This window comes from Natronoarchaeum philippinense (assembly GCF_900215575.1).
GTDB classification, from domain to species: Archaea; Halobacteriota; Halobacteria; order Halobacteriales; family Natronoarchaeaceae; genus Natronoarchaeum; species Natronoarchaeum philippinense.
This window is the reverse complement of sequence record NZ_OBEJ01000009.1, coordinates 1-25,274: the sequence shown is the minus strand read 5'-3', so window position 1 is coordinate 25,274 and position 25,274 is coordinate 1. Positions and strand designations below refer to the sequence as shown.

The 25,274-nt window shown below is 65.5% G+C and carries 32 protein-coding genes; 4 read left to right on the top strand and 28 right to left on the bottom strand.

What is annotated here, in order from left to right; genetic code table 11:
- Positions 1-92: 92 nt before the first annotated feature.
- From CRO01_RS15940 to CRO01_RS15930, 4 genes are read left to right on the top strand one after another with little or no spacing between them, the layout of a single operon-like run.
- A complete protein-coding gene (locus CRO01_RS15940) occupies positions 93-395 on the top strand; it encodes a hypothetical protein (protein ID WP_097010167.1) in 303 nt (100 codons plus the stop codon).
- Positions 392-763 (top strand): DUF7344 domain-containing protein, encoded by a 372-nt coding sequence (locus CRO01_RS15935; RefSeq protein ID WP_245838564.1) that lies wholly within the window; start codon positions 392-394, stop codon positions 761-763. Before CRO01_RS15940 ends, CRO01_RS15935 begins: the two co-directional genes overlap by 4 nt.
- On the top strand, positions 760-897 hold the full coding sequence (locus tag CRO01_RS16770; protein ID WP_179747514.1) for a hypothetical protein: 138 nt from the start codon (positions 760-762) through the stop codon (positions 895-897). The genes CRO01_RS15935 and CRO01_RS16770 overlap by 4 nt, the downstream gene beginning before the upstream one ends.
- Complete coding sequence (locus CRO01_RS15930) at positions 894-1,814, top strand: tyrosine-type recombinase/integrase (RefSeq protein ID WP_097010165.1); 921 nt, start codon at positions 894-896, stop codon at positions 1,812-1,814. Before CRO01_RS16770 ends, CRO01_RS15930 begins: the two co-directional genes overlap by 4 nt.
- Before the next feature lie 17 nt (positions 1,815-1,831).
- On the opposite strand, the gene CRO01_RS15925 is transcribed toward CRO01_RS15930, so the two are convergent.
- From CRO01_RS15925 to CRO01_RS16765, 28 genes are all read right to left on the bottom strand, one after another.
- Positions 1,832-2,899, bottom strand: a complete 1,068-nt coding sequence (locus CRO01_RS15925) for a hypothetical protein (RefSeq protein WP_097010164.1) — start codon at positions 2,897-2,899, stop codon at positions 1,832-1,834.
- A gap of 77 nt (positions 2,900-2,976) precedes the next feature.
- On the bottom strand, positions 2,977-4,308 hold the full coding sequence (locus CRO01_RS15920) for a hypothetical protein (protein ID WP_097010163.1): 1,332 nt from the start codon (positions 4,306-4,308) through the stop codon (positions 2,977-2,979).
- Positions 4,305-4,607: a hypothetical protein gene (locus tag CRO01_RS15915; RefSeq protein ID WP_097010162.1), complete on the bottom strand. Its 303-nt coding sequence runs from the start codon at positions 4,605-4,607 to the stop codon at positions 4,305-4,307. Before CRO01_RS15915 ends, CRO01_RS15920 begins: the two co-directional genes overlap by 4 nt.
- Before the next feature lie 55 nt (positions 4,608-4,662).
- Entirely contained in the window at positions 4,663-5,214 is a 552-nt protein-coding gene (locus CRO01_RS15910) for a hypothetical protein (protein ID WP_097010161.1), read from the bottom strand.
- 3 nt (positions 5,215-5,217) lie between these two features.
- Positions 5,218-5,673, bottom strand: a complete 456-nt coding sequence (locus CRO01_RS15905; RefSeq protein WP_097010160.1) for a hypothetical protein — start codon at positions 5,671-5,673, stop codon at positions 5,218-5,220.
- A gap of 30 nt (positions 5,674-5,703) precedes the next feature.
- A complete protein-coding gene (locus CRO01_RS15900; protein WP_097010159.1) occupies positions 5,704-7,539 on the bottom strand; it encodes a hypothetical protein in 1,836 nt (611 codons plus the stop codon).
- A 2-nt stretch (positions 7,540-7,541) separates the two neighbouring features.
- Entirely contained in the window at positions 7,542-9,839 is a 2,298-nt protein-coding gene (locus CRO01_RS15895) for a phage tail protein (RefSeq protein WP_097010158.1), read from the bottom strand.
- Positions 9,840-9,860: 21 nt separating this feature from the next.
- Positions 9,861-10,046, bottom strand: a complete 186-nt coding sequence (locus tag CRO01_RS15890) for a hypothetical protein (protein WP_097010157.1) — start codon at positions 10,044-10,046, stop codon at positions 9,861-9,863.
- A 62-nt stretch (positions 10,047-10,108) separates the two neighbouring features.
- Positions 10,109-10,510 carry a hypothetical protein gene (locus CRO01_RS15885; protein ID WP_097010156.1) on the bottom strand — a complete coding sequence of 134 codons (402 nt, stop codon included), beginning with the start codon at positions 10,508-10,510 and terminating at the stop codon, positions 10,109-10,111.
- On the bottom strand, positions 10,510-11,763 hold the full coding sequence (locus tag CRO01_RS15880; RefSeq protein ID WP_097010155.1) for a hypothetical protein: 1,254 nt from the start codon (positions 11,761-11,763) through the stop codon (positions 10,510-10,512). The genes CRO01_RS15885 and CRO01_RS15880 overlap by 1 nt, the downstream gene beginning before the upstream one ends.
- Before the next feature lie 197 nt (positions 11,764-11,960).
- Positions 11,961-12,494: a hypothetical protein gene (locus CRO01_RS15875; RefSeq protein ID WP_143824976.1), complete on the bottom strand. Its 534-nt coding sequence runs from the start codon at positions 12,492-12,494 to the stop codon at positions 11,961-11,963.
- A gap of 124 nt (positions 12,495-12,618) precedes the next feature.
- Entirely contained in the window at positions 12,619-13,005 is a 387-nt protein-coding gene (locus tag CRO01_RS15870; protein WP_097010153.1) for a hypothetical protein, read from the bottom strand.
- A gap of 1 nt (position 13,006) precedes the next feature.
- Positions 13,007-13,492, bottom strand: coding sequence for a hypothetical protein (locus CRO01_RS15865; protein ID WP_097010152.1), 486 nt, complete (start codon positions 13,490-13,492; stop codon positions 13,007-13,009).
- Positions 13,489-13,866 (bottom strand): DUF4054 domain-containing protein, encoded by a 378-nt coding sequence (locus tag CRO01_RS15860; protein WP_097010151.1) that lies wholly within the window; start codon positions 13,864-13,866, stop codon positions 13,489-13,491. The genes CRO01_RS15865 and CRO01_RS15860 overlap by 4 nt, the downstream gene beginning before the upstream one ends.
- Before the next feature lie 12 nt (positions 13,867-13,878).
- Entirely contained in the window at positions 13,879-14,238 is a 360-nt protein-coding gene (locus CRO01_RS15855) for a hypothetical protein (protein WP_097010150.1), read from the bottom strand.
- Complete coding sequence (locus CRO01_RS15850; protein ID WP_097010149.1) at positions 14,238-14,483, bottom strand: hypothetical protein; 246 nt, start codon at positions 14,481-14,483, stop codon at positions 14,238-14,240. Before CRO01_RS15850 ends, CRO01_RS15855 begins: the two co-directional genes overlap by 1 nt.
- A 2-nt stretch (positions 14,484-14,485) precedes the next feature.
- Positions 14,486-15,622 (bottom strand): major capsid protein, encoded by a 1,137-nt coding sequence (locus CRO01_RS15845; RefSeq protein ID WP_097010148.1) that lies wholly within the window; start codon positions 15,620-15,622, stop codon positions 14,486-14,488.
- Between the two features lie 3 nt (positions 15,623-15,625).
- Complete coding sequence (locus CRO01_RS15840; RefSeq protein ID WP_097010147.1) at positions 15,626-16,132, bottom strand: hypothetical protein; 507 nt, start codon at positions 16,130-16,132, stop codon at positions 15,626-15,628.
- Positions 16,132-17,952: a hypothetical protein gene (locus tag CRO01_RS15835; RefSeq protein WP_097010146.1), complete on the bottom strand. Its 1,821-nt coding sequence runs from the start codon at positions 17,950-17,952 to the stop codon at positions 16,132-16,134. Before CRO01_RS15835 ends, CRO01_RS15840 begins: the two co-directional genes overlap by 1 nt.
- A gap of 4 nt (positions 17,953-17,956) precedes the next feature.
- Positions 17,957-18,895, bottom strand: a complete 939-nt coding sequence (locus CRO01_RS15830) for a minor capsid protein (protein ID WP_179747513.1) — start codon at positions 18,893-18,895, stop codon at positions 17,957-17,959.
- A complete protein-coding gene (locus tag CRO01_RS15825) occupies positions 18,895-20,850 on the bottom strand; it encodes an anti-CBASS protein Acb1 family protein (RefSeq protein ID WP_097010144.1) in 1,956 nt (651 codons plus the stop codon). The genes CRO01_RS15830 and CRO01_RS15825 overlap by 1 nt, the downstream gene beginning before the upstream one ends.
- A gap of 6 nt (positions 20,851-20,856) precedes the next feature.
- Complete coding sequence (locus CRO01_RS15820) at positions 20,857-22,476, bottom strand: hypothetical protein (RefSeq protein ID WP_097010143.1); 1,620 nt, start codon at positions 22,474-22,476, stop codon at positions 20,857-20,859.
- On the bottom strand, positions 22,473-23,111 hold the full coding sequence (locus tag CRO01_RS15815; RefSeq protein WP_097010142.1) for a hypothetical protein: 639 nt from the start codon (positions 23,109-23,111) through the stop codon (positions 22,473-22,475). The genes CRO01_RS15820 and CRO01_RS15815 overlap by 4 nt, the downstream gene beginning before the upstream one ends.
- A gap of 14 nt (positions 23,112-23,125) precedes the next feature.
- Positions 23,126-23,527 (bottom strand): hypothetical protein, encoded by a 402-nt coding sequence (locus tag CRO01_RS15810; protein ID WP_097010141.1) that lies wholly within the window; start codon positions 23,525-23,527, stop codon positions 23,126-23,128.
- Between the two features lie 159 nt (positions 23,528-23,686).
- Entirely contained in the window at positions 23,687-23,935 is a 249-nt protein-coding gene (locus tag CRO01_RS15805; RefSeq protein WP_097010140.1) for a hypothetical protein, read from the bottom strand.
- 1 nt (position 23,936) lies between these two features.
- Positions 23,937-24,269, bottom strand: coding sequence for a hypothetical protein (locus tag CRO01_RS15800; protein ID WP_097010139.1), 333 nt, complete (start codon positions 24,267-24,269; stop codon positions 23,937-23,939).
- A 441-nt stretch (positions 24,270-24,710) separates the two neighbouring features.
- Entirely contained in the window at positions 24,711-25,055 is a 345-nt protein-coding gene (locus tag CRO01_RS15795) for a hypothetical protein (protein ID WP_097010138.1), read from the bottom strand.
- A gap of 20 nt (positions 25,056-25,075) precedes the next feature.
- The coding region (locus tag CRO01_RS16765; protein WP_179747512.1) for a hypothetical protein at positions 25,076-25,274 on the bottom strand (199 nt) is incomplete at its 5' end.

Genomic DNA, 25,274 nt, shown 5'->3' with positions numbered 1-25,274 from the left:
TATACTTTATAACGTGGCAACTATCCAGAATTGACACGGTCGCCTGAAATGGCCCCGGTGCTGTGACACCGGGAACCGGCCGTGCTGCCGCAATGACAGCAAGCGAGACTAACCGTCCGGAGAGTGATAACTCTGTCCTTCAGGCGTACGAGGACAGCCCGCTCACCCCGGACCGTGACCCACGACTGCAGAAGATCGCACAGTTCGCCGCCGACCGAAACGGCGCCACCACCCGCCGGGACCTCTCGATCGAGAGCGACCTCCAGCTGCGAGAGATCGACGAACGGCTCAACCGACTGGCCGCCGGCGGCTACGTCGAGATCGTCGGCGACGATGTCGACTGTATCGTCCTCCTCACAGCAGCGGGCCAGCAGCTGGCACGAGGTGGACGATGACCGCCGCCGCTGCGGGCTGCATCCCGATGGAGCCCGACGACGCCTTCGAGGCCGTTGCGAACTCGCGGCGTCGCCAGACGCTGCTCTCGCTCGACCGCGCAGAGGGCCCGGTTGCTGCCGGTGACCTCGCCGTCGAGATCGCGGCGATCGAGCAGGGGATCGACCCCAGCCACGTCACCGGCGAGCAGCGGACGCGCGTCTATATCGCGCTCACGCAGAACCATCTCGACAAGCTGGACGAGCTCGGCGCCGTGAACTACAACGACCGGTCGAAGCAGGTCGCCCCGAGCGACTCGACCAGTTCGCTGGCCGAGCACGTCCGGAAGCTCACCACCGACTGCTACGAGCCAACGGAGGGAGAACAGTGAGCAGCCAGTCAGCCGATGCGCCCACGCCGGCGCCGGCGACCATCAACCAGCGCCGTAGCGAGCGCGTCGACGATCTGGACGTCGAGCCTGTGCAGCTCTGCATCGGCCCTCGCCGAGCCGGTGATCACGCGTGACGACGCACAGCAAAGAGAACGCGCTCGACGACTACGAGTTCGAGCGCTTCCTCCAAGGCGCCAGAGCGATCGACTGCGACCTGCGCAGCCTCGAGGCACGGTTCGTCGCGTTCGTCGGCGGCCGCCTCGGACTTCGCCCGGGCGAAATCTGCCACATGAAAGGCGACTGGGTGAACTGGCGCAAACGAATGATCGACATCCCGTTCCATCTCCCGTGTGAGAAGGGCAAGGACGGCGGGATCTGTGGCTACTGCCGCCAGCAAGCCGCCCAGCGCGCTGAGTATTCACAGCTGTCGCTGGCCGAGGCGCGCCTCGAAGCCCTGCAAGAACAACTCTCGGAGATGCCCTCGTTGCCCGGCGAACTCCAGCGCCAACTTCAGACCATCCACGTGATCCACATCGACGGCGACCTCCGAAAGGATGCTCTCGACCGGCAGGTTGAGGAGTTACTGGCGAACGCGGGCGCCGTCGACGACGTCGACGAAGTCCGCGAGGCGCTCGACGATGTCGCTCGCCGCTACCAACAGGAAAACGAGGTGACGCAGGACGAAGCGGAAGAGCAGATGTGGACCGCGAAAACAGAGAACGCCGCCCGGTCGGTGCCGTTCGACTTCGATTCGCGTGCCGAGCTCGTGCTCGAACAGTATTTCGACCGGTTCGACGAGTGGACGAGATCGCGCCAAGCCGTCAACCGTCGCGTCGACGAAGCGCTGCGGGAAGCCGACGGGTTGAGTGAGGAGACGACGAACCCGCACGGCCTCAGAGCGACTGCTGCGACGCATCTGGCCGGGAAGGGCCTCGCCGCGCCGGCGCTCCAAGCGATGTTCGGCTGGTCGCAGATCAGCACCGCCCGCCGCTACATCGCCTCGACGCCGGACAACACCCAGCGACAACTCAACCAGATCCAGACGCGGTAACCTCGCACTGGCTCTGTTCAACTCTTCATCTCCCGCAACTCTAACTCGACACTCCAACGCGCCTCGCCGAACCGACCGAACGAGAGCCGCCACGATTGGATTGCGTAGTCTCCTGTATCCATCTCCGCCGACGCCGGCGGCGTGATCGTCACGGTCTGATTACCCCCGCTCGTGTCCTCAACGAAGTCTTCGCCATCAGGAACCGACCGCTCGACGACGGCGTCTGGATAGGCAGCCGACTCAGCAACTGCGGCCGCTTGGTCGTCCGTCAGCATCAGCGGTAGCGTCACGCGCATCCCGGTCCGGCTGCCGCCAGCCGAGGACCGCCGAACCTGCTCGTTTTCGAGCGCGACCGTTGCGACGCCGAACTCAAGCAGCCAGTCCTCACCCGCCTCGTCAGCCATCTGGAAGCTGGTCTCTCGGTTCTCTGTCCGCTGGAGCGTGAGCGAGATTTCGAAGCGATCGGCGGCAAGCTGGCTCTCCTCGTAGCTGTTGACGTAGTAGTCTGCCCGGTCGAACGGTGGTTGGTAATCTGTCGGCGGTACCGCTTCGACGGCGCCAGCCCGGCCAGCGCGATCGACGACATCGAACGAGCCGCCGTAGCCCGTCGTGATCGATAGATCGCCAGTCCGGTCGTATTGCCGCCAGTAGTCGAGGTTGTCACGCGTGACTTCGAACGAGAGCGAGAGCCGCTTCGCTGTGAGCTCCGCGCGTTTCGTGCCGTCCTTCGTGACGGTCTCGACGGTCATGCCGTCGATCTCCCAGTCGCGGAAGTATCGGAACGCTTCCGCCGGCGTCGCTGCGGCCGACGTTGTGATCGCCGACCGGACGATCGACGCGATCGAGGACTGCTGCGGCGTCCCTGTCGCAGTCGTTGACTCGGCGCCTGCCGTGAGCGACGCGATCGCCGACTGCTTGGACGTAGCTGTCGCCGAACTTGCGAGCGCCTCACGGACAGCGATCGGCGTCGTCTCGCCCAGCTGGACACGGCCCAAGTTGAACCGGCCGAGTCGGCCGTCTTGATCTCGTGGTGGTCGGGCGCCGAGGCGCTCTTCGCCGAGTTGTGAAGTGCCGAGTTGGGACATGATGTATCGTGTACTGAAAACGTGTCAGACTGCCCAGATTGTCAAGTACCGTAATGAGCAACGCGCGTCAGCAGTGATCAATTCGTGTACGTCCAGGCCGACCCGTCGTAGATCCCGATCCCCGCTTCCCCATCGCCCGTGTTGCTCCCCGAGTCCACGTAGAAGCTCCCCTGTGCCGGGCTGGCCTCTGGCGGGTTGCCCCACCAGCCGAAGTAATAGCTCTGGCCGTCGTCCAAGTTGACGAGGCGTCCTTCTCCGGGGAAATTGCCGTCGAGAGCGTACCCTGCCGAGCCATTAAAATTCGAGGGGCGCGCCATTGCAAACCTCTCAACGTCGATCGCGGTCAGGATGACCTGCCCCTCGATCGTTTCGCTGCCTGTGGCGTCAGCTCCGGTGGCGAGCACGCGCAGATTGTTGCCGCTTTGGTTCGAGATTCCCGCGCCGGCGTCTGATCCCGTCACACCCAAGCGGCCAGCTGAGAAAGTCATCCGGCATTCTTGGCTGGACCCTTCTACGTGGACGATGCCGCCGACTGGTGCGGTCGTCGGGACAGAGACACTCCGTCCGCCATTCGCCATCGACACTCCAAAGTCCGTTTCGACAAGGCCCCCGCTTTCGACGTAGACGTGAGGGCCGTCGGTATCGTTGATGTGGCCGGTAAAGAGGTGGTGCTTGAGCACACCTTCAGCACTGTTGTCGATGTGGATTCCTGGCCCGTTCTGACTCGTCACGCGGATGTTTCGGTACTCGTTGAACCGATCCGAGGTTTCGCTTTTCAGGAAACCGCCGGTGAATGACGACCGGCAGTTGATGAGGGTGCTGCGGCGGAACCCGTCGTGGTCGGTTGTGATATTGCGGATCGCGTAGCCGTCCGAATCCAGAAACCGGTCGTTCTCGTAGTAGCAGTAAGCTGCCGCGTCATGCACACGGCAGTGACCCGCCATGTTCCGAATCGTGCAGCCGACCATCCTGATGTTCTGGCCGTCGAAATTCCGGTCGACGAGGCCATTGCCTGTGTAACTCGACCGCTGCCCGTCGAACTCGATGCCGCGGAGCCAGAGTCCGCTGGGGACACTCATCATGTCGCCGTCACCGACTTTTTGGAACGTCGTTACCGGCGCATGATGTGACGACGTTCCAGCGTCGATGAAAGTTGACGCCGGCGGCTCGAACGGCGGCGTGATATCGAACGTCGCACCCGGCTCTACCTGAATCCATGCTGGCCCCGTGGCCGATTCGATCATCGACTGCGCATCGTCGCCCGCGTCGATCTGGATTCTGCTCGTTATTTCGTCTGTACTGACCGAGTCCAAAACTGTCTCGCCGAGTTCAATTGGCACCGTCTCGCCAGTCTCGACGTCCTTTCCCACGATCTTCCCGTTCTCGTTTACGATCTTGATGTCCGTCATGAGTCGTTGGTTCCTCTCAGTTGTAGTGCCGCACCGTCTTCGAACGCCAATGCCCCGTCGGCGTGGATCTCCACCGCATCGTACACCTCACCGCTGTCGGCTCGCAACGTGTGCTGTTGCGCGGCCTCGATGACGAGGACATCCTCCAGATCCCCAACAGACTGCTCTTCAGGCTCTGGCGGTGCTGTCTCGTTCGGCTTGTCTTCAGTATTCGTTGGGTCGCCCGAACAGCCAGCGAGCACTGTCGTCGCCCCTGTGCCGAGCACTTCGAGTGCCCGCCGTCGCGTGAAATCCGGCATAGTGTGGTATCATGAAAACTCTAGCCAACCGATATAAGCTTCGGGGCATCTGGCATCACTGGCTAGCAGTGTCCTCAAGCACGAGCTCCTCGCCACTCGCCACCTCAAAGCTGAGATCCGGGTCACGGTTCAGCTCCTCGACCGTGTCGTTCGCCGTGTCCACCGTCCCGATCTTCAGTGACGGCGCCGAAGGCGCATCACCGGTCGTGTTGATCACGTACTCCGCGCCGTTGTTCGACGAGAGATCCAGCGCTACGAATACGTGGTTCGTCGCGCCATCAGTCAGTGCCAGCCCACTCACCGACGGTACCTGCACCGCGAGCGAGATCCCCTGCTTCCAGTCGTTGATGTAGTCGCCGACATCGTCTTGGACATTCACCGTTGCTTCGTGACGGATGTACGCCAGCCCGGCGCCGATGTCCAGCGCTGGCGTTCCGAAGTCCGGCGTGAACCCCATGCCGGCCTCGACGTAGTCGGTGCTGTTGCTCTGTGCCGCCAGCCCGCCGAAGTGCCCCGCGCTGGAGTAGTCCGCGTCGGACGTGCTCGGCAGGCCGGTTCCTTTGTCCTCTGGAAAGACGATCGCGTCGCTAATCTGTGTCGTGGGCATGAGTTAGTCCTCCTCCAAGCCGCCATCCCGCATCACGTACTCGCCGGCGATGTCCGAGAGATTCTCCTCGCGTTTCAGCGCACCTGTGTAGTACAGATGCGGGTTGTCGCCACTGTCACCCGCTGTCTCGCTCGTGAACGTCACGACGAGGAAGTACGAGTCCACGGTCTGGTCGCTATCGCTGACATCGAACGCGACGTCGGGAAGAGTCAGCTGCCAGTTTGGATCGCTCGTCTCTTCGGGAGCCATCGACGCGAAGTCAACCGAGACCCGGGAGTACGCTGCACCGGCAGGCTCGGTGGTGATCGCGCCGACGTCGTCGGCGTCCGCCAGCTGATCCGTCGAGTCGTTGTAGAGCCCGACATCTGCCGACGCTGGCAGCCCTCGACTCTGGGCGTTGTAGTCTTCGATACGCTTCCGCTCGAACTCCTCGCCGGTGGTGTGTAGTTGCTGTGGCATGGTTGCTTCTGCTGCTAAAAGCCGACTGCGTTAGGCCGAGCTCCGGCCGCGCCGGAAGAGTTCGCTCGACAGGATGAGGTTGATCTGCCCCCGCGTCGCCGGCGTCGCCGTGATCGTGTTCTGCCCCGGCGTCAGTTCTCCAGTGAGGTCGACCGTCTCCGACCAGCTGCTAGAACTGTCTCCGGAAACAGTTGTGATGTCGGTTCCGTTGACCGAGATCGTCACGTCGGTCGGGTAGTAGGAATTACCTTGGAACGTCGTGGTGATCTCTGGCGAGAGCGGGACAGATGAGTCGGTCGTTGTCGTTGTCCCGCCGCCGTCGCTTGTCGTTGTCGTGGTTGCCCCGCCGCTTTTGGTCGTCTCGGTTGTTGAGCCGCCGCTCTCAGTCGTGGTTGAAGTCGTAGACCACGATCCGCCGAGGACGCCTCCACTCGCCCGTGTGAAGGTCCCGTCCTGTAGGGTGACATAGCCGAAGCCGTTTTGATATGAATGGTCGTGCCCGTCCGTCTGTCCGGTTTGGAACTCGTAGTCGTTGTGCGTGTGTCGGTGGTCGAGCACGGCCTGTTCGTAGTCGTGCTGATGGCCCGGGATGTCCACTTCGTGCTGGTGGCCCGAGATGCTGACCGAGTGGCTGTGATCGGCGATGCTGACCGAGTGATCATGCGACAGTGGCGTCACCGGAGATCGCCACGCCGACCCTTGGACGACGAGATTCACGAACTGCTCGTCGACGATGTCGTCCGGCCAGTCAGGGACGATGATCTCCCGTGGGTTGCCGTCGCCGGCGACTTCGGGGCCGTACGGCGCCGTGTTCCGGTCGACGTAGCCCTGATACCCACGGTTGAACCGCTGCAGGTCCTTTCGCGCCTTCTGGTTTTGATCGTCTCTGGTCAGCAGGCGGTTCGATGTGACAAGCTTGAGGACCGCGCCGGCGGTTCCGAGCACTGATCGGCGGCTGATGACTCGTAGCATGCGGTCGATGTTCTCTTCAGGAATCTGGACGGTCACGCGGTCGCCAAGCGCAACGTCGACGCCGACGGCCGAGGTGTCGATGTCGAGATGGCGTGGCTCGCCGTCGTACTCGTTGATGCGCTGGTCGATGATCCGCTGCAGCCGCGAGACGGCTTTGATCTCTTTGTTCTCGTATTCCTTCCAGTTCGGGCGCCCGCCATTGTAGGAGTCAGCGGTTGCCGTCGCAGTGATCTGGTCCGGCCCGCTCTGGGCGCCGAACCCGCGGATGTGCGTGACATCTTCGCGGGCGTCCTCAGTGATACGCGGGTTGTCGACCACCGTCTGCTCGCTCGGCGAAAGCACGACGCCGGGTTTGTCGGTCCCGCGGCGGTCGACGTAGTCGATCGTCCGGTCGTAGTTGTACCGCAGCTCGGCGCCGGTCGCTTCGGCCACGCTGCGGATGCCCTTACTGGGCTCGGCGTAGCTGAACGACATCGAGAGGTTGCTCGCAAGCGTGTCGATCGTGCCCGCCGAGAGCGTCGGCACGAGATCGATGAGGTCCTGCACGATCGTGCTGTCGTTGACGTTCTGGTAGACGACGTTCGCCCCCGTCGGCTCGGCTTGCTTGGCGTCGAGCTCGTAGGACTCGACCGAGACCGTCACGCTGCCGTTCCCGCGTCGATCTTCGTCGAACCGCCCGGCGAAGAACGTTGACCCGTCCGGCTTCTCGATGATGAGCCGGTCGTTCCGCCGGTCGAGGACGTCCTCGACGTCGGCCCACGCGCTCCGGAGGAGCTCCACTTCGGCGCGCGCCATCTCGCCTTTCAGCTCTTCTTTCTTGTTGGCGGTCTGCGCCGAGACAGTCGTCTTCGTGGTGCCATCCGAGCCGTCGATCCGGAGTGAGATTCCTACCATGATCAGAATGGGTCGTGGCGGCCGCTGCTGTCCTCGATCGTCACGTCGACGTCCATCCCCTCCTCGATCGTGCGGATCAGCGCGTCCAGCTTCTGCGCGACCACGTCGGTCCGATCAGCCTGCTCGAGCGCGCGGCGGACATCGTCTTCGACGTCAACCTCGCCACCAGCCATCGCGGTCTGGTCGAATTGCTCAAGCTGACGCGTCTCGGCAGGGTTGAGCACGCGCTCGCCGGGGTGGCCGACGTACAGACCTTCCTCTTCGATCAGCCCGCCGGTGTCGAGTTGCGGCAGGTCGATGCGCTTCTCTGGGACGACGGTCTGGCCCTGTATCTCGACCTCGTCAATGCCGATCGAGGACGGGACGGCGTGATTGAACGCTTGCTTGAGCGCTTCGGCAGCTGCTTCGCCAGCCCCTCTGAGAGCGCCGACGATCGCGTCCTTTGCGTTGGGGCCGAACTCGTCGGTGAGGTAGGTGACGATGTCGCCGACGACGCCCGTCACGTCGCCGTGCAGCGTGCCCTCGCCGGTGCCGATCAAGTAGCCCAGCGCCGTCTTCGCGCTGCTGACGATCGTCCCGAACGCGCCCTTGATCAGGCTGACACCGGTGCCGATGAGGTACGTGTCGATCGCACCGAGCACGTTCTTGATGTCGCCGTACAGCGTCCGTTCGCCGGTGCCGATCAGGTAGTTCAGCGCGGTCTGTGCGCCCGTGATCAACAGCCCGAACGCGCCGGTCAGCAGCGAGATTGCGTCCGTCTGGAGCCACGTGACCAGTCGGCGCCACGTTCGCTGAGCGAAGCCGACGATCGAGTTCCACGCGCCCTCCCAGTCGCCTTGGAGGACCTGCATCCCGACCGTCACGGCCGTCATGATGAGGTCCATCCCCGTCTCGGCGATCGTGAGGATCGTCCCGAACGCCGCGTCGGCGATCTTCATGATGTCGTCACCGAAGACGTTCCATGCTTGGGTCATCAGCCGGAGCACCGGCCGGACCGTGGTGCGGTAGATGCCGCGCAGGATGCGGCTGATCGTCCGCTGGATCGTCCCGAACGTCTGCTGGGCCTCACGGATGAGCGTCCGGCCGTGGACGCTCCACTGGCGCTCGATCAGCGACAGCACCGGTTTCAGGATACCGCTCCAGAGTCGGCTGCCGACATCTTGGACGGCCTCAGCGATGGCCTCGAAGCGCGATGTGACCACGCCTTGGGTCTCTTCGAGCGCCTCGCTGGTGGCGTCGCGGATGCCGTAGACGTTGGTCGCCCACGCAGCGCCGAGCGTCCCGATCGCCACCGCCGCCGCGGCCGCCGGGTTGCTGATGCTGGCGAGCGCGAGCGCCGCCTTCGCCAAAACCGGCGAGACCAGTGTCATCGTCGAGACGAACGAAGCGACGTTGTTGTCGAGGCTGTTGACCGCGTCCATCGCGCGATCAAAGGCTTGGACGGCCATCGTGAGCGCCGGCGTGACGATGTTCAGGACGCGCGTCCCGAACTCTGTCATCGTCGGCGCGATCTCGACGAACGACTGGGCAAGTGGGCCGAGCGTCGCGCCGACCTCAAGCATCACCGGGATCAGGTTCTGCAGCATCCCGGGCACGCGCGGGAGGACTCCCTCGGTCCACTCGACGAACGGCGGCAAGAATCGCGTTGCCAGCGTGGTGGCCATCTCCGCGAAGGCCGGCAACGAGCCGATGATCGACTCGCCGAGCGCGAGGAACTGATTCGCCAGCTCCCGAACCACGTCTTGGGCCGGGACGAGCTCGGGGATGGTGTCGATCAGCGACAGCATCAGCGTGTCGAGCACGCGAGCGAACTCATCGAAGACTGGAGCGAACTCCGATCGGATCGTCGCCGTGAGTTGGTCGAACGTGGACTGAAGTTGTTCGCCGTTCGTTGCGACGGCGCCGATGAAGCCGGCGAGGCCGAGGCCGGCGATCGAGCCGGCGACGGTGATGAAGCCGCCCATCGCGGCCAGCAGTGGCGCCATCACGGTCGAGAGCGCCAGCAGCGCCGGGATCAGCGTCGTCAGCGTGGCGGCGCTCAAGCTGTTGAACGACACTTGCGTCGAGGCCGCCGACGCCGCGAGCGACGAGAAGCCGCTGCTCGACGCGCCTGCTTTCGCGCCGGCAGCCAGCGCCTCGTTGCCGGCCTTCTCGACGCGGCCTTGCAGGAGATGCATGGCGGCCGCTGTCTCGGTTGCTTCGTCACTGAGTCGTTCCGAGCTCTGGACCGCGGCCTCAACTGCGCTCACGTAGTCGGCGCTATCTGCAGTAACTTCTGCGTGGAGTGGATTTCCGGGCATGATAAAAGGTGGTCGTGTCGGTCAGGCCTCGACGCCGAGATCGTCAAGCATCTCTTGGCGGGCCTTCTGCTGGCCGCGTTGCAGTTCGCGTTTCCGCGAACTGGCGTGCGTCCCAGAGTGGTCGGCGTTCTGTTGCGGCTGTTCCCTGATGATGAAGCCTAACTGGAGCCGGGCGAGTTCTTGGGGCGTGTACTCGGCGACGTCCATGAACGTGAGCCCGCACTCCTTGTGGAGCCACGCGTCGAAGCTCGCTCGGAGTTCGACGCGGCTCAGTCCTGATTTCCCTCGGTCGCTCCCTGGGCGGCCTCCTCGAGTGCCTCGACGAACTCGTCGGTGTCTTCGGCATCGAACATCTTCGCGAGGATGGCGTTCCCGAGAGCGTCGGTGACGGCCGGGCGGACGTCGTCCCACGAGTCGGCGCCGAAGTCCTCGGGCTCGTGTGTAGCAAACTCGTCGAGGAGTTCGGCGGTCAGCTCATCGGAGAGCTCTTCGTCCTCGCCCTCGAGGCGCTGCGTCCATTCGTTCCGCTGGCCAGTCGTCGCCGGATAGATCTCGGCCTCGTACTCCTGGCCGTGGATCTCGACGTCCTCCGTGACGGCCATGAGCTCGCCATCGCCGTCGCGGTCGTGCGCTACCTCCGTGATCGACGGGGTTGTGTCCTGTTCAGACATCAGTTACTCGCCTCCAGTTCGATCGCGGGATCGCCCGAGCAACCGAACGTCTCCGAGACGCTCGCGACGGCCTGCTCGGCTTCGATGGTCCGCGTTGCGGAGTCGGTCGGGACGCCGTTCTTGAACCGGACGGTTCCACCCGAGAGTTCGTGCTCGATATCCTGCTGGACCTTCTGCAGGCTCTCCATCATCGATTTGTGGCTGACGTACGGGCCAGCTGCGTCGGCGTCGACGGAGACATCGCGGTTCCCAGCGTCGAGCGCCGGCGCGCGCGTCTGGTGGAGCGCCTGTGTGTTGATGTTGTTCTCCACCGTCCAGGACGCCGAGTTGATCCGCGCCCGGACCGCCTCGCCAGCCGGCCGCTCGAAACGGTCGCCGACGAAGTGCTCGAAGCTCGAGCCGATGGCACTGGCGTGACTGCCGGCGCCGGTCGGCGGGACGCCCCGGTCGCCGTCGACCGGCTGGTCATCGTCGCTGTACTCCAGGCCGCCGGTCAGCTCGCAGAGCGTCGTACCGGACCCGTCGGAGATCGTGACGTTGCCCTCCGGGTTGTCGGCGAGCCAGATCGCGTCGATGTCGCTGAACGTCGACGTCGTCGTGACCGCCGTATCACCGGTCAGGGCGATCGTCTCGGTCGTACTGCCGTCCTCGCTCTCGATCGTGATGTCCATCGTGTCGTTTGCGTTTGTCGACACGATGTCGAGCGTCGTCCCTGCGCTCGGCTGGTGGATCTTGTAGGAACGATTCTTCCGCGTGGTCAGGCCGAGCTCCATCAGGATCGGCTGCTCGCCGGACGGGTCGAGCGTCGGGGAGACAGAGTCGACGCCGGCGCCGCGGACGACAGAGTACTCGCGAACGCCGGCGCCGTCGTTCCCGCCGCCGTACTCGCGACGGCCGACCGCGAGCAGTGTCCCGAGCAGGTCGTTGTACTGGTCGCGAAGGATGCCGTACGCCGATGCGTCGACGGGGTTGCCGCTGCCGTCGACGGGGAACTGCTGGAGGTCGTAGCCGACCGTCGCCTCCGGCTCTTCTGGCCCGCGATTATGGTCGACCGCGTCGGGCGTCCCGAGGCTATCCTGTCGGGCAAGCGTCGCGCCGACGTCCATTTCGAACGTCCGGATGACGTCGGAGAATCGGTTCCACTCCGGATCGGTTGGTACTGCGCCGGGCGAGGGCTCTTCGACCCACTCGTAGCGCCCGGGAAGCGCGCCAGACTCTGCTGTCGTGCCGCTCTGTGATTCAGATAGGCTCATTCGTTATCGGTCTCCTTCGGGGTGATGTCGTCGTAGTGCTCCACGAGCCGCTCGCCGACCTCCTGGGTGACCTGCGCCACGCCGTTCGACGAGAATTCGACGCCCGGGGGGGTCGTAGTCGTCTCCCATCAGGTCCTCGTTGTAGAGGCTCTGGAGCTGCTGATTGCTGGTCTGGATGAACATGGTTGGAAACGGAGTCAGGGTAGCCGACTCCAGGAATAGAGGACGACGCACTGCTCGAGGAACACCGTCGGCGTCGCGTCGTAGTCGTCCGGTGCATCGGCGCCGCGGTACGAGCCGAGGCTATTGAACTCGGTGTCCAGCGGCGTGGCGTTCGCGAGGCAGACGTCTTCGACCTCGTTGATGAGCTCGTCGACGACATCCTCTGCGTCGACGGGATCATGCTGGGACGAGTTACCGGTGTAGCCCTCCTGGCTGGCTTCGGCCCGCGCCGTAACGAGCAGCTGGCCAGTGCGATCCTGGCCAGGCCCCTCGGCCGTGATGAAATTGTAGCCAGTGCTGCCGGGCGCCGTCTCGTTCGTCCGCTGCACTGTCAGCGACGGGTAGGTCTCGCCGACGTCCTCGAGAGACTCGCCGACCGGGATGAACGCCTCCTCACCGGGACTCGCGTGGACGTCGTAGCCGACGGCGCCGGCAGGATCCCAGTCTTCGAGCAGCGCCTGGTCGATGAAGACCTGCTCGGCGCTGTCAGAGAGTCGTGTCTTCGTCATCGGCCGATCACCGCTGTTACCGTGACGGATCTCCATGCACCGGCGGCGACGCAGTTGCAGTTCATCGGTTTAGCGCCGCACTCCGTGCAACTGTGGACGGTGAGGGTTGTGTCTGGCATCCGGGTTAGACCCCCACCGCCTCAAGCTCGATCGTGCCGTTGTGCTGGTCGATGTCGTCCTGGACCTCGTACATGGTCTGGTCGGCGGCATCCCGGATCCGAACCGGGGCCTCGGTTTCCTCTCCCCAGCCAGTCCACTGCTGGCCGGTGTCGTCGCGGACGCGCACGATGACGTCGATCTCCGACGTGGTGCCGGATCGGTCCCGGTCGCTGTCCGCACTCGGCGAGTCGATGCGGGCGTCGTATGCTGCGTTCGGGAGATCGGGATAGGAAACGGTCCAGCCGTCGCCCTGGCTGTAGGTGGTCGTAGGCTCGTACACCTCGATCGAGGTGTTCGCGAGCTCGGTGGAGTGGACGCGCCGCAGCGCGTCGGCGATACGGTCGCCAGCCATCTCAGGCACTCACCTCGATGTTGCGCTGGACGAGATCCTGCCCGGCGTTTGCCGGCAACGACCCGGTTTCGGGCGGGTCGAAATCCTCAGCGTCTGGCAACGAACTCGGCGACGACGGCACCGCAAGCACTGACGCACGGAGCACGCCGGTGTCGACCAGTCCTTTCTCAGTGATGATCTCCTTCACGCGGCGCTCGAGTGCGAGCGCGATGACGCGAACGAGCTCTCGTGGCCCGTCGATCTGCTCCAGCGACGTCTCCGTGTTATCACGAACGAACGCCGAGAGGTCACGCTCGGCTTCCGCCAACGCCGGCCGGAAGAACGGTTTCGGATCCATCTTTGAGGTGCCGAACTCCAGGAACACGCCGTACTCAACCGCGGTGCCAACGTGCCACGTCCCCGAGGGCTTGCTCCAGTCCGCTGCTTCGTCCTGGAGCTCGCGCTTGTGGGCCCCGACGCCACGGATGTCGAAGTCGAAGTTGGTCATCGGTCAAGACCTTTCGCGTTGGGCACGTCGATCGAGGCGCTCGGTTTGTCGGCGCCGGCGAGCGACCCCGTCGGGTCGAGCAGTACAGCCGTCTGGCCGTAGGTCGTTCCCGACAGTCCTTCGCCGGTCTCGCCCTCGAAAGAGACGTTCCCGCCGCCTTCGCCAGCAGAGCTGACTTGGCGTTCTGGACCGCTGGCGACCAAGTGGGCGGCCAGCTGCGTGACGACGTCGTCACGCGCCTCGGCGTCGACGGTCTTGCCCTCGATCCGCCGGTCGTACATCCGGCCGGCGGCGTCGATGAGCGCCTGTAGCTGGCTGTCTGCGAGGTCTGTCGATCCGAGTGCGTCGGCTACGTCGTCAGGTTGGACTGCCATGCTGTAACGTTGTTACTCGAGTTCGTCGAGTCGGTCGTTGATCGCGTCCAGCGCGCCCGAGCGGTTCTGCTCGTGCTGCTCGAGGTCGCGGATCGCGGCGAGTTCCTCGCGGTTGTCGATGTCCTCGACGAGGTCGGCGATCTCGTCGTTCGTGCGCTCGGCGGGATCGAAGCTGACGGCGTCGCGCACCGTCTCGATGCCGTCCTCGAACGACTCGAAGCCGGCGTCGTCCGCGTCGATCTGCTCGACATCGTGCGGGTGAGCAGCGACGATCCGTTCGGCGTCGTCGCCGATCTCCTCGCCGGGCTCGATGACGCGATCATTCCGGTGATCGCGGTAGGCGTGAGCGCCCACCCAGCGGTAGTCCGCCATCACTCACCACCTACCCATTCGACTTCGGGCTCGGTGGCGAGGTCGTACTCGTCCGACGCCTCGATTGCCGCAGCAGCGGCGAAGAGCAGCGACTTCCGCTTTTCTTCGCGCTGGAGATCGTCGAGCGTGAGGACGAGACGGCCCTCCTCGTCGAACTCTGCGTAGTCGGGGTGGTTCTCGATGATCTGCTCGACGCCCTCGTCACCGTTGACGCCGTCGTCGACGTCACTGTGGTAGAGCGTCATCGTCAGATCCCGTCGTAGTTGACGACGCCGAGGATGTCGTCGTAGGTCGACCGGAAGAACGGCACGCGGCTCGACAGGGCCTTGTACCGGGTCGCCATCGGGCCGGGCTCCCAGCTGAGGTTGGTCGGACCCTGCGCGTTGACGACCGACATGACGCGCGAGTCGCGCACGACCATGACTGCCTCGCCGTCGGGGATGAAGGGCGTCTCACGCAGCGTGACGTACGGATGGTCCTGCTGGAGGCGCTGGCGGACGGACTGGTTGCCGTCGCCGCGCGGGTCGGCCTTGTCGAGGACGCTGTTGTGCGTCTGGTTGTAGTAGAGGTAGACGCCTCGGGACCGCGGCATCAGGTTGCGGTCGTTGTTCGGGCCGAGCGTCTCGAGCTCTTCGACCATCTGCTCGACGGTGTCCTGCACGTTCGACAGCGACGAGCTGGTCCACGTGCCCGGTGCCGAGCCCGTGATCCGGGCGTCGGTGGTGAGGTAGCCGTCGACGGAGAACGTCCCGCCGTTCGGGCCTTGGACGTCGATGCCCCAGCCGTTCAGCATGATCTCGTCTTCCTTCTCGCGGATGAGGCGGCCGGCCTCTTCGGCCTTCCGCGCCTCCTTGTCCGAGCCCATGTTCTGGGACTGCGCCTGATCGCGGGCGCCGATCGAGTAGTCGACGTGGATGATCGGCTGGGCGACGCCGACTGGCAGCGTCGCGGTGCCGTCTTCGTCACCCTTCGCTTGGCCGTCCATGCTGACCTCGGCTTCGGTCTGCATGTTCGACTCGGCCTGCTCGGTGTAGACGGTGAACGACAGGTCGCTGTTGACCGTGTCGATGCCGAGGGCGTCGTCCAGCAGCGTGAGCTCGAGGTCGACCTCGTCGATGATCTCGTCGGAGCGGTTCGCCCACTCGTCGTAGTCGAAGAGCTGGGCGTTGGCCCGCGGCGACGCGTTGGCTTGGGGCTGCGGGTTGAGGTAGCCCATCGTGAACGCGCCGTCGAGCGTCTCCCAGAACGACGGGCCGCGTTCGGAGTTGGCGCGGATCTGCTTGCGCGCCTGCTGTCGCTGCTGGGGCGTCTGCCCGAACAGTGCGGTCCGATGCAGTTGCGTCGGCGGTTCGAGATCGTTCGGCGTTCCAGTGTTAGCCTGCATGATTTAGAGCACCTCCACGTTGAGGCGGGCACGCTCTCCCGCGGCCGCGCCAGAGTTGTCGTTCGCTTCGCGCGCGACGGCCACGGCAGCGCCGCCGGTCGTCGTGATCTTCAGCGACCCGTCGTCGTTGGAGCCGAGTCGGTCACCCGGCGAGACGTTCGCGTTCGACGCCGTCGCAAGGTCCGACCCGGAGGCGAGCAGTGCGTTCTGCACGGTCTCGCCGGCGGTGAAAACCCGGACTTCGACGAGGGTTCCGCTGGGGATCGTCTGTTCGATCGGGTCTGCGTCGGAGACGTCGCGCGCCGGCGGCGTCGACGGGACCATCGCAAACTGCGCTTCCGGCCCCAGCTTGTCGACCGTCGAGACGGCGTCGTAGATCGGCTCGCCGTCCGCGTTCGTCCCGGTCTGGACGAGCAGCTCGCCGGGCGTGAGATCGCTGCCCGCTTCGCCCTCCTTGTACCGCGCTTCGCCGTAGGTGCGGCCCGCGACATCGGTGATCGACTTCGCCATCAGGCACCACCTCCGATGGTACCGTCAGGGTACTCGTCAGCGTCGTCGCCACCAGCGTTCGCGGTCGCACGGTCGGCTGCACCGGTCGCGCCGGGCAGTGTGCTGTTGCTCGACAGCCCGGTCTCGATGTCTGCGAGGACCGACTCGGGCGTGTCCATGAGATCGTCCTTGTCGTCCTCGTCGTACTCGGCCGAGTTGGCGACGATCCGCTCGACGCGCTGTTCCTTCTCGGTCTGCTGTTGGGCGTTGGCGACGACGTCCTCGAGGCTGTCCTCGGTGACGAAGCCTTGGTCGGCGAGTTCGTTTCCGAGCTCGTCGACGGTCAGGTCGGCGATCGTCTGCCCGCCAGTGTTCGTTGCCTGTCCGTTATCGTCATCGTCGTCGCCGTTACCGTCTCCGCCGGCGTTGGCGACGATGTGCTCGTGAGTCGACTGGAGACAGGCGTCGCCCATGCCCTCCAGCGACTCGCGCTTGATCTCGCTGTTCGCCGTGATCTGCTTGATAAGAGTGTCTCGTTCCATGGTAGCTCCCGGGTCGTCGCCCGGGTCAGAACTGCCGCGATCTGGGTTGCTGTCGGTCGGGGCTGTTTCGTAGCCACCTTCCGGGACGCCAGATTCCGTACCGGATTCCGCCGGCTCGTCTCCGCTCGATCCTGTCAGCCCGATCGTCGACGCGACCCGCTTCCCGAGTGAGAGCAGCGTGTTCGCCGAGGGCTCGCCGTCATCGGTCGACCCGAAGATGTCGTCCGGCGCCGCCTCCAGCATCTCGCCGACCCACTCGGAGACGTCGTCCGCAACGTTTTGGCCGAGCCCTTCGACGCCACCCCGACCGCCAGAGAGCGCCGCGTCGATCGCGACCAGTGCCCGCGTGTTGACCGGGGCGTCCGGCGCCGTCCGGAAGGGGAGCTTCCAGTTGGCCTTCGCATCGCGGTTGCTCTCGCCGGTCGGGTGGACGGCGTGCGTTGCGTCGAGGAGATCACCCGCCTCGTTGTCCTCGGATGGGTTGGGCAGGCCGGCGATCGCGTCGCTGCCGTCCCACTCGTCATCCGTCCACTCGTCGACGTCGTCGGGGCTGACGTCGGTCAGGGAGTAGTTGGTCGCGTTGCCGGTGGAGTCGCGGCCCAGGTCCTCGCCGTGAGGGTCATCGGCCTGGTCGGCGTTCGCGACCGGCGCCCGGACGACGCCCGCGTTGGCCGTCGCCTGCTGGGGCTTGAACCCACAGCCATCCTCGAGCGAACAGACGCCGGGCTTGGTCGGGAGGATCGCGATGCTGTCGGCGTTCGCGATCGCCTCGACCTCCTCCCGGTGCTCGCCGTCGTACTCGCCCGGCGGGAGCGGCTGCGGGAAATACTGGCTGGAGACGTCGAACGGGTCGCCGTTCTCGAGCGCCTCCAGGAGCTCGGTCGCCGCCTCGGCGTCCTCGCGGGCCACGGCCTCGCCGTTCGCGATCGCCTCGAGGCGATCGGCGTTGTGCGCGAGGTCGGCCGAGACCGACCCGTCGTCGTTCAGCGACGGGTTCTCGGCGTGGCCGATGACTTTCCGACGGCGGACCTCCTCGTCGTTGGCCGAGACGTAGAAGCCGCCGTGATCGTCGTCGTACCACGGCCGGTCGGGGAGGTTCTTCGGGTGGTTGATCGTCAGCGGCTGCTCGTCCCACGCCGGCGCCGAGTTGGCGACCGACTGCTCGGGGACGTACCCGCCGGCCAGCTCCATCGGCCGGATGAAGGTGACGTTCTTCGCGACCAGGTGGCGATCGCCGTCGATCGTCCGCTCTTCCACCTGCTCGGGGTCGACGCTGTTCGCGATGAGTGTGTAGTGCATGGTATCAGGCTCCTGAAAGCACAGTTCCCGGAACGCGCTCGGCCAGCGGCGACGTCGGCGGCTCGCCACCGACGCTCGGCAGGATCACACACCGACCGTTCGGGTGCGCCGGCGGCTGCAGCCGGTAGACCTGGCCGCGCCACTCGACGGCGCCCGATCGCATCTCGTCGATCGCGAGCGCGGCGCCGGAGAGCCGCCGGCAGAACGAGCACGTCCGGTCGTCCTGGGTCGCCTGCCACTCGCCGTGACTGACGGTGTCGACGCCGGCGCGCTCGTAGGTCGTGAGCGTCGACTCGCTGTGGGCGTGGATCGTCTCCGTCCGGCAGAAGGTTTCGGCACGCGTCCGCTGGATGTCGCGTAGTTCGCCGGTCACCTCACGCGCCATCTTCCGCGGGTGCCACCCCTCGGCGAACCCCCGCGTGACGATCTCCCGAACCTGCGGCGCCGCCTCATCGGTGATCGATTCGAGGTTCTCGTAGGTCCGCGTGTAGAGATCGCGGAGCGTCTTGGCGTAGATCGGGCGCTCGGGCAGCTCCGCGTCGGGGATGTTCTCGACGCTGGCGCCGCGCTGGAAGAGCAACCCCGTCGCTTGGTTGGCGCCTCGGGTGACCGCAGACCGGATGTACGCCGCCGTCCAGTGACTGCCATCGGCGACCGCGTCGGCGTCGATCGGCGCGAGGATCTCGTCGCGCAGCGCCCGGCGCAGCCACCGGACGAACTGCTCGGTCTTCCCGCGGTCAGTCGGGAAGTCGAACGCCTCGCGCTCGTCGGCGTTCGCACGCAGTCCGAGGGCGTCGTTCTCGTAGCCGATCGTCCGCCGGACGAGGCCACGGACGCGACGCCAGCGCCGCCGCATCTCGTCGAGGAACTGCTCCTCAACGACCGTCGACGTCGCCCGCCCTCGTCGGTTGGCCGTCGGCGGGTGGGTGTGCGTGGCGGCCATCAGTCGGCCCATCCCCCTCTCCAAGCAGTGGTCCCCAACGCGGAATCTTTCATTGAGGCACACAATTCCTCATCCTTCAGTTCGCCCATGCAGCACGCGCCGCCGCAGTCGAACTGCGCACCCATCGACGACCACGCATCCAGCAGGATCACGCGCGCCGGCGTCTCGGACTGTCGCCAAGACGGCGGCATCGACCAGTCGTTGGCCGTGATGTCGGCGCCGAGAACATCCAGCCACGCGGCCAGCGTGCTGGTGGTGCTGTTCGCCTCTACGACATCGGCCGCCGGGTCCGCAACGTCGACGTCCGGCCCCTCGGCCGCCTCGAGGTCACCGGCATGGTAGAAGTTGACCGCCGTCTCATCGAGCATGATCACGGCGTACACGGGCGACTCGCTGCTGGCCTCCATCCCGTCGACGGTGCCCTCTTGGACGGCGTCGTCGACGAGGCCCTTCCCGTCAGGCGTCGCAACCCAGCCGCCGGCCTCGTAGCGAGTGGCGTTCGCCGTGCCGGTGAGCGCTTGGAACGACTGCTGGACGCGCGGGTCGTCCTCGTCGAGCGGTGCGTTACTGGTGGTGTCCTCGCGCTCGGGGAACTCGCCCTTCTCGACGAACCGTTCGGCGCGCTCGCCACTCAGGCCCGGGACCGCCGCCTGCAGGTTGGCCACCGTCGATGACCGCGTCTCTTGGATGTTGGCTTCCTCCTGTTCGGAGAGCTCGGTGAGGTCCGGCCAGATGAAGTCGAACCACTCGCCAGCAGGCTCCGGCAGGACGCCGTCGTCGATGTGGTGGTTGATGACCGCCCGGGCGATGTAGGGCTCGGCGTACTGCTGCTGGCGCTCGCCGATCATGCTGAGGTACTGCCGCTCGTCTTTCTCGGCGCTGGCGAGCTCGCCCAGCGATGCGCCCTCGAGGACGCGCTGCGGGATGCCCGTCTGCGTCGAGATCGCGCGCACTTCGTTGTCGACGATCCCAGTCGGGTCCTTCACCTCGCCGCCAAGGCGGTTGACCTCGGCGCCGGTTGTGCGAAGGAACGGCTGCAGACCGTGATACCAGTCCTGTAGGTCCTCCTCCATCATGTCGAGCGCGTCGCCCGACGTGTCGACCTTGTCCGGGTCGAGGTTGACGTTCAGGCCGTAGTCGGCAGCACGGTAGGACAGCTCGGCCGTCGAGCCGAGCGCCTTCTCGATGTCGAGGATGTTGTTGACGACGGGCTCCTGTCGCGGTCGGGCACGCGTCTCGTCGTCGTCCAAGACGCGCGCCGGGACGTCGATCACCCGCGAGTGGTGGATGGTGAGCGTCGTGTTCTCCTCATCCTGCGTGCCGGCGTCGGCGTCGTCGCCGAGGTCGATCTGGTACTCGACCGGCTTACCCCAGCGGTCCGAGCCGGGCGCGCCCCACTCGATGTCCTCGATCATCGGCTCCGGGTAGACCCGGTAGCCGTTGATCATGTCGAGGCCCGACGCGTTCTCGACGCCAGTGAACGGCGCCTCGAAGTCCTCCGGACCGTTCGTGTCAGCGTAGTCGATCACCAGCAGCCCGTGCCGGCCGATCCCGGCCATCCGGTCGACCCGGTGGGCGTAGTGCCAGAGATCGTGCTCTCGATCGAGCTTGGTGATCGACCGCTCGAACTCGGTCGGGTCGCGCTGGGCGTCTTCGTCCTGATCGGCGCGATCGCGGACCTCCGGCGCGTGCTTCCACGTCGTCTTCGGCTTCTGGGCGACGACGGCGTACGCGTAGGCGTTGCGCAGGTAGAGCGCGTAGTAGTTGTCGGCGTCCCAGTCGGCGTTGTTGCCGCGGTTCGGCCAGCCGAAGGTGTCGTACCAGTCACGGTCGTCATGCCCGGAATCGCCGAGCTCGTTTGCGAGCGACCACCGCAGACCGTCGATGACGGCGTTCGCCCGGACGGCGATCTCGCCAGCGTCCGGCTGCTCGCCGTTCTGTGTGTTTGAACTCATGAAAAGTTACCAAGTTGGTGAGGGCTTCTCTTCCTCGAAGTCGACGCGGTCGACCCACAGCGCCATCAGCGCGGCGTCGAGGTAGTCCGGCGAGTGACCGAGCTCCTCTTTGATCGCGTCCTTCGACGTCGCCTGATAGACTTCGGCGCCATTCTTCCCACGGCTGTCGAGCGTTCGTTCCTCGTACTGGATGACGCGAGCCGCGGCCAGTGCCTCTTTCCGAAGCTCTGAGTTGGCGATACTGCCGCCCTGTTCGAGGAACTCGCCGAAGTGGTGGAGCGCCTCTGCCCACTTGTCTTTCCAGCGTGTCATCGCCACGGGCTTCGTGCCGTTCTGGAACCCCGTCACGTTCGGGCACCGGTCGTTGACGTAGTCGTGGAAGCCGGGTGCGTAGCCCTTGTCCACGGCGACATCGGGATTCGGCCACTCGCTCAGCCCGGGCGTCGACGCCGTCCCGTCGACGACCTCGGGCTTCTGTTGCTCGTGGTTGTCGCCCTGCTCGGCGTAGTGGACACGCAGCTCGAGATCGTGCAGTCCGATCATCACGGTGCTGTCCGTCGTCCGGGCAACGTCGATCCCGACCGCCTGGGGCGTCTCCCTGACCTGGCCGGGCTTTCGGTCGTACGCCGAACGGACATCGCCGGGCTCGATCGGCCGGAGCACGCTGGCGCCGCCCGGCGGGACGATCCCGCAGCGCCGGCGATACCACAACGAGTGGAGATCCTCGCGGAACTCGTCGTTCGGGAGTTCGTTGAGGTTCTCAGGGAGGACAGCGCTGCGATTTTCGGGATCGGCGCCGAGCCACGGATCCGACCAGCGGATCGCCTGCTCCAGCCCGGGCCACTCTTCGTCGTGGTACTCACGCCAGTCCTTCCGCAGCTTGTGAGTGGTGGCGAGCCCGCCAATCTCCTCACCCTGATCAAGGCCGCGGTCGATGCGGACGTTGTGGCACTCCCAGGTCGGGAACTGGAGGTGGTGCCACTCGTCGTTCTCGATCAGTTGGTGGACGATGTTTCCCGACCCGTCCGGCGGGTTTGAGATGACGAGGACGCGGTCGTCAGCGTCCGTCGCAGTCGACCGGACACTCTCGATGTGGTCAGCCGTGACGCCGGGCTTGTCCGCTTCCTCGACGATATAGATGACGTGGTCGTTGTGCGGGCCCTGAAGGTCATCGGGGTATCGCGGGGAGACGCACTCGAAGAACCACTCGTCGTCCAAACCGGTGCGGATCTCGCGGTCGCCGTCCATCGTGCGCCCGCCGAACATCTCGGGAAGCGGGCTGTCACGGTAGAGGCTGCGGGCGGGCTTCCAGATGTTCGTCTTCAGCGTCCCGCTCGTCCCCGCGGTGACGTTGACGATCGTGTCCGGGTTGCAGTGCAGCCCGGCGACACCGCCCGCCGCTGCGATATAGCTCTTCCCGACGCCGTTGGCCGCCGAGACAACCACCTGCTCGTGTTCGTGGAGCGCTGCGAGGATGTGGTCCTGAACGAACGTCCGCTCCAGGTCGAGCAGGTCCTCGATGAACCGGGCGTAGCGATCCGGGCCCGTCGACGGCGCGTACTGCGCCATAACCTCGCGGATCGTGTCGACGTCGACGCCGGCGTCGGAGCTGGTAGTCGTGCTCATTGCAACACATCGCGCAGGGCATCAGCAACGTCTTCCTTTGCTTGGGCGTCCTGCGAGTCAGGGTCTTCCAGGAGCCCGAGGTCTTTCAGCCACATCCTGCGGTCGTTCGAGAGCTTCTTTTGCGCGGCCAGCACGACCGACTCGCGGTACCGTCGTTGGCTCTCGATCTCGCCCTCGCCGATCGGCACGATCTCGGTCTCCTCGTCAACGAGCGGGTGGCCGCTCTCTAGTCCCTCGGGCTTCTCGTCGGCCCACCGATCGAGGCCGATGTCCTTCGCGTGCGTGACGGCGATACGGAAGAGCTCCGACTCGATCCCCAGCGGGGGGTCTCCATGGAGATCACGGTAGCGGTCGAGGTAGTCCGCGAAGACGTCGTCGACGAACTCCCGGAGGTCGTCGTCGAGGACATCTTGGTAGTACGAGTTGTGATCGGCGTAGGCGCCGTGCGTGACGCCGTTCGTGTTGCCCTCGGGTGCGCCGGCGCCTTCGCGTGCGCCACCGGAGCCGCCGGCGCCGCCATGGAACTTGCAGGGTCCCGAGTCGTTGTCGGTGCCCCAGCCGGCTGGATGGCCGCACGGCTCGCCTTCCCGGTTCGTTCCCGGACAGCGCTCAGCATCGTCACTCTCGTCGTTCATGGGGTTGATTGCATCTAGGATTCCAGTCCGAGAGCCGAGAGCGCGGTTTGCGTGCGGTTCGAGGGCGTGTAGCCGGTGATAAACGCACGGTGTCGCGCCACGTCCCAGGGCACATCGACGCCGTCCTCCGGCGTCGGGAGCGAGAGGTCGACGACGATGTCGTCCGCGGTGCGACGGAGAAACCAGTGGGCGCCCTCGTAGTCCGGGGATACCTCGCTCCAGTCGAGGCGGTAGACATCGAAGGCGTCGCGCCCACTGGTGGCATGGAAGTAGGCCTCGGCGAGCAGGTAGCACGCGCCTTCGACAGGGTCGACGTCGTCGTAGTCGTACTCGTCCTTTCGGACGCCGGGGTTCGACCGGACGTACTCGCGTAGCTGCGCTGCCGTGTCGTCCGGTTCGACGAAGACATTAGTCATGCGTGCAGGATGCCGTTGGTCAGTCTGTCCACCCCCACGGCGTCCGAACTCGTGGGCGTGTTGTGTCGCAAGGGTTACACAGCGGTTCGCCGTCCTCGGTCTCGCCCGCAGGGTCGAAGGGCACGTCTTGATCACAGCCGACACAGCGGAAGGTCATGGTCAGAACAGTGCGGAGCCGAAGGCGGCGAGGATCAGGAGCTGGAGCAGCGTCCCGATGACGTAGCCGCCCTTGAAGTAGTGCGGTTCCTGCTGGACGTCCTCGATGTCGGGGAGCTCGCCCGGGCGGGCTTTGGGCGTCCGCATCCCGTCGTAGACGCCGTGGGCGAATGCGTGCCACTCGATGGCATACGATAAGAACCCGTCACGCTCGGTCTCGTCCTCGGTGGCGCCGTCAGGAAGATCTGGCATCTTAGGACCCCTCCGTGTCGTCGGTGGACTGCGATTTGGCCTGTGCCTCGCGGAAGCCTTGGACGAGCGCACCGTAGTCGGCTGCCTCGACGCCGGCGTAGGCCGCGAGCGACGGGAGGCTGAGGCCGGCGACGAGTGTCGGGTCGGCGCCGAGGTACAGCGCGTAGATGGAGATCGTGCCGATCGCCGCGATGACGAGGATGCTGCGGACGATCTTGAGCGCCTTAAGCATCCGAAGATCATTGCCTCCGTCCTGCGAGACCGCGATCCGGACGTACTCGTCGACGAGCCTGTCGACGCAGTACCATGGCCGGCTGGGAGTTGTCGTGCTCATGATGCATCGTTGGCGTCGACGCCGACGCGGTGGTCGTATCGTGCGCAAGCGGGTCGAGTGGCTCGCGCATCGTCTGGTAGGTGCATGATAAAACGCCCGAGGTCGGATTTGAACCGACGATCGCCGCGGCGGTCCACAACTAACGGATTGTGCGCTCGCGGTGGTTGTCCTTCTCAGCGTCGGGCAGTCAGTATCGAAAGGGGATGCTCGGTGGAGCATGTGACCGGGACGGATTGGGTACCGCGACCGCCGCTGCGCCCGGCTCGCGGTTGTGCCACGAGTGATCGGGCCGGCGGACAGTGCCCGGCAGAGTCAGGACGCCGCGTCATCCCACCGAGAACTGTGACAGTTTGGCCGGTACCACGGGGAGACTGGTTGGGTGGGTCAGCGGGTCCCGAAGCGATGCAGTGCCCTCGATCTGCCCGTCTGGGACTTACGACGTCATCGGGATGTGTCCGTGAGAAACGCGTTGATGTCTTCTAACTGCGACTCGGTCCAGCGCCCCGATTCGGCGGCGCTGTCCCAGTCCAACGAGACCGGGTACCCGCTGGCGACACAGCGAGAACGCGGGTTGACGACGATCGCGTACGTGACGCCCTCGATGTCCTCGACGAACCGAGCGGCGTTGCGGCCCTGCGTGACGACCTCGCCGTCCGTGATACAGCGCCGGACGATGTCGCCGTCCAAGTGGCGCCGGTGGTCGTCGAACGCGTCCTCGAAGCGTTCCTTGAAATGCAGCGTCGGGCGGTACGCACTCGGCTCTCTGGGGATGTTCTCCGAGGACATGTTAGGGTGGGCCGGCGCCGTCAGTCGTCGAGGATCACGGCCTGCGTGAGCGCATCGCGGATGGGAGTTCGATCGACGACCTCGTCGAACAGTCGGTGGTGGTCGAGTTCGACGTCGTGCTTGCCTTCCGCGCGGAAGATGCGTGCCGCTCGAAGTACGTAATAGGCCGTCGTGAACGGTTCGCGGTTGCGGATGGCGTCCTCTGCATGCTGGTGGGCG